Origin of the sequence: Xanthobacter autotrophicus, from assembly GCF_030015065.1 — a bacterium.
Lineage (GTDB): Bacteria > Pseudomonadota > Alphaproteobacteria > Rhizobiales > Xanthobacteraceae > Xanthobacter > Xanthobacter autotrophicus_D.
Window position 1 is genome coordinate 1 of record NZ_JAIVFN010000552.1, and the last position, 393, is coordinate 393.

The 393-nt window shown below is 61.3% G+C and carries 1 protein-coding gene; it reads left to right on the top strand.

Translation table 11 applies throughout. The annotated features are described in order from the left end of the window. Window positions 1-24: 24 nt before the first annotated feature. Window positions 25-393, top strand: a 369-nt coding sequence (locus tag K9U40_RS24470) for an FAD-dependent oxidoreductase (protein ID WP_282892628.1), incomplete at its 3' end; no start/stop codon positions are given.

Genomic DNA, 393 nt, shown 5'->3' on the forward strand with positions numbered 1-393 from the left:
CAACAATCCGCCACAACACATGCACTGCCGCACGAGTTCCTCACCGCTCAGGAGGTGAACGAGCGTTTCCCGGCCTGGAATCTGCCAGACGAGTTCGAGGCTAACTTCGATCCGCAGGGCGGTGTGATGAAGGTGGGCAACGTATTCGCTGCTTTCCGGCAGGAGCTGGAGGCCGCGGGCGGGCGAATTATCGAGAACAGCCAGGTAGTCGGTTGGTCGGCCACGGATTCAGCCGTGGAGGTTCGCACGGCCGATGGCACAGTATTCACGGGCAAGTATCTGATCATTACGGCCGGCGCCTGGGCCGGAAAGCTCCTGGCCGAGCTGGATGTGCCGCTCACAGTCGTGCGCAAGCCAGTGATTTGGTACGACGTTGAGGATGCGGCCCTGTAC